This window comes from Gilvimarinus chinensis DSM 19667, assembly GCF_000377745.1.
GTDB lineage: Bacteria > Pseudomonadota > Gammaproteobacteria > Pseudomonadales > Cellvibrionaceae > Gilvimarinus > Gilvimarinus chinensis.
Map to the genome: position 1 here is coordinate 1 of NZ_KB898723.1, position 1,876 is coordinate 1,876.

At 46.7% G+C, this 1,876-nt stretch carries 3 protein-coding genes; all 3 read right to left on the minus strand.

What is annotated here, in order from left to right:
- Positions 1–291: 291 nt before the first annotated feature.
- Positions 292–729: a hypothetical protein gene (locus D568_RS0118660; protein ID WP_020211121.1), complete on the minus strand. Its 438-nt coding sequence runs from the start codon at positions 727–729 to the stop codon at positions 292–294.
- A gap of 166 nt (positions 730–895) precedes the next feature.
- Positions 896–1,312 (minus strand): hypothetical protein, encoded by a 417-nt coding sequence (locus D568_RS21795; protein ID WP_020211122.1) that lies wholly within the window; start codon positions 1,310–1,312, stop codon positions 896–898.
- Between the two features lie 353 nt (positions 1,313–1,665).
- Positions 1,666–1,876: hypothetical protein (locus D568_RS21950; RefSeq protein ID WP_211211728.1), on the minus strand; the 211-nt coding region annotated here is incomplete at its 5' end.

Genomic DNA, 1,876 nt, shown 5'->3' on the forward strand with positions numbered 1-1,876 from the left:
GCAAAGAAGTAGCCAAGAAACTCACCCCGGAGATCCCGCCCTTCGGGTTCCCTCTCTTCAGCCTGTTTTTGCGGGCCGCATCGACAGGCCATCCCTGGCCAGACGATGCTTGTGCGCACGTCCTGTGCGCGTACCCCCAAAAAGCAGGCCTCCGTTCGGCTGGCTCTACGGGGGCCAAAAGCGGCACTTCGTAGCAACCTCCCGACAGCCAAATTCACAATTCAAGACCTGACTCTGGCTCTTTCTAACAGTGAAGTCCGGTGGCCGAAGGGCATGTACCCATCCGGCTTATTATGGAGCATCCACTTGCTCACAAATTACACACACTTTGAGTAATAGAACATAAAACAGATATACAAAAGTGACGTATGTATATCCGATAAGTAACCCATAGAATCCGAATGCTGGAATGGCCTCCCAGCCACCTGCTAAGTCGGGATTACTAAATTTCTGGATATAGAACCATAGTATCCAAGTGGCTGCCTGAATGGGAATGAACAGAAGTGGAGCTTTGAACAGTAGCCTCTCCATGCTCTTTGCAGTTGATAGCTGACCTAACCGCACAAAAATTAGAACAGCAAAGATGAGATACGCAATTCCCCCAAAACCCAAGGACAAGCTCAGAATAGCCAAAACCACATTGGCGCCAAACGGGAGCAACGCCAGCGGTAACAAGATGGGAAGCACCAGGCTTCCCCGGAAAAACGATCTCGCTTTCATCTCTGCCATGCACCATAACACTCGAAGCACGCGTGCGTTTTGAGCATCGTCAGCCCAACAACATGTTGTTTGTTATATAAGACCTATCCTTGTGAAGACAGAAAGTCATTTTAATGCGAAAGTTCCGCCACCAGGCTTTACTTTCACAGGATACCCAATTTTTTTTACTCTTGATCTACCCAGACAGCTTGGACATTAAATATATCACCGACCCAAGGATCAAACTTGCACCCAGCAGTTTTAGACCGATACCTGATGCCGCCGCGCACCCGCAAGTTTTAGCTGCTTTTGATAAAAAGCTAGTACCCAGAAGCAATGAGCTTACTCCGGTTGTAATAGCCTTTTTATCTTTGACCTCCTGAGTTTTTCTTTTTTGCCGAATGTAGCGCTCTTTTATCGGCTCTCGATTTTTTTCTTTGTAAGACTTCGACACTTTGACATACGCGACTTCGCAAGACGGGCACTGCCATTTAGGAGCCAAATCAGTCGTTTTTCTTTTATATCCACAGGCACCACATACAGCTGCGCCGCTTTTGTGAACCTGATATTTAGTTGGAGATTTAGCTGCTTTCTTTTTCTGTGTTAATTGCACTGACCTTCTACACTCCCTCGTATTGTCTATTAAGACTCGGCACTTTAATCCGAGAGCACATCTGAGCAAAGCCTTACATCTTACACTTTAATGTGAAATATAAGGCCTGACTTTTACCCCACTTTTAAAAATTGGCAGCTTTACTAGCTTCCGTACCTCGACTTATTGTGTTCATTTTTATTCATAGTGAGTCCAAGTTGCAATATCTTAATCGCTTTGTGCTCTTCTAAAACCTGATACACCAGTCGGTTCAGCAGCGACTGAAGCCTTGTGTTTTACAGTGGCGGCGCCCGTTTTCGATGAGCGAGGTAAATTGGTGCGTGTGCTGGGTGCTGATCTTAGGCTGTCGGCGCTTACTTCCTGATTTGCTTTTCAGTTGTGTTGCTGTAGTTGATAGCTTGGTTCCGTATTAACCAACGAGTGTTATCGTTGGGAAAGCAACGAAACGGTTGATCCTTTTGAAGTAAGCAAACTGTCCCCAGAACTCGTAGAAGTGTTTTGAGCCGCCTGAGAAGGGCTTTTTGTTTGCCCGTGTCGCCGGGCGGGCGAGCTACTTCTTTGGTG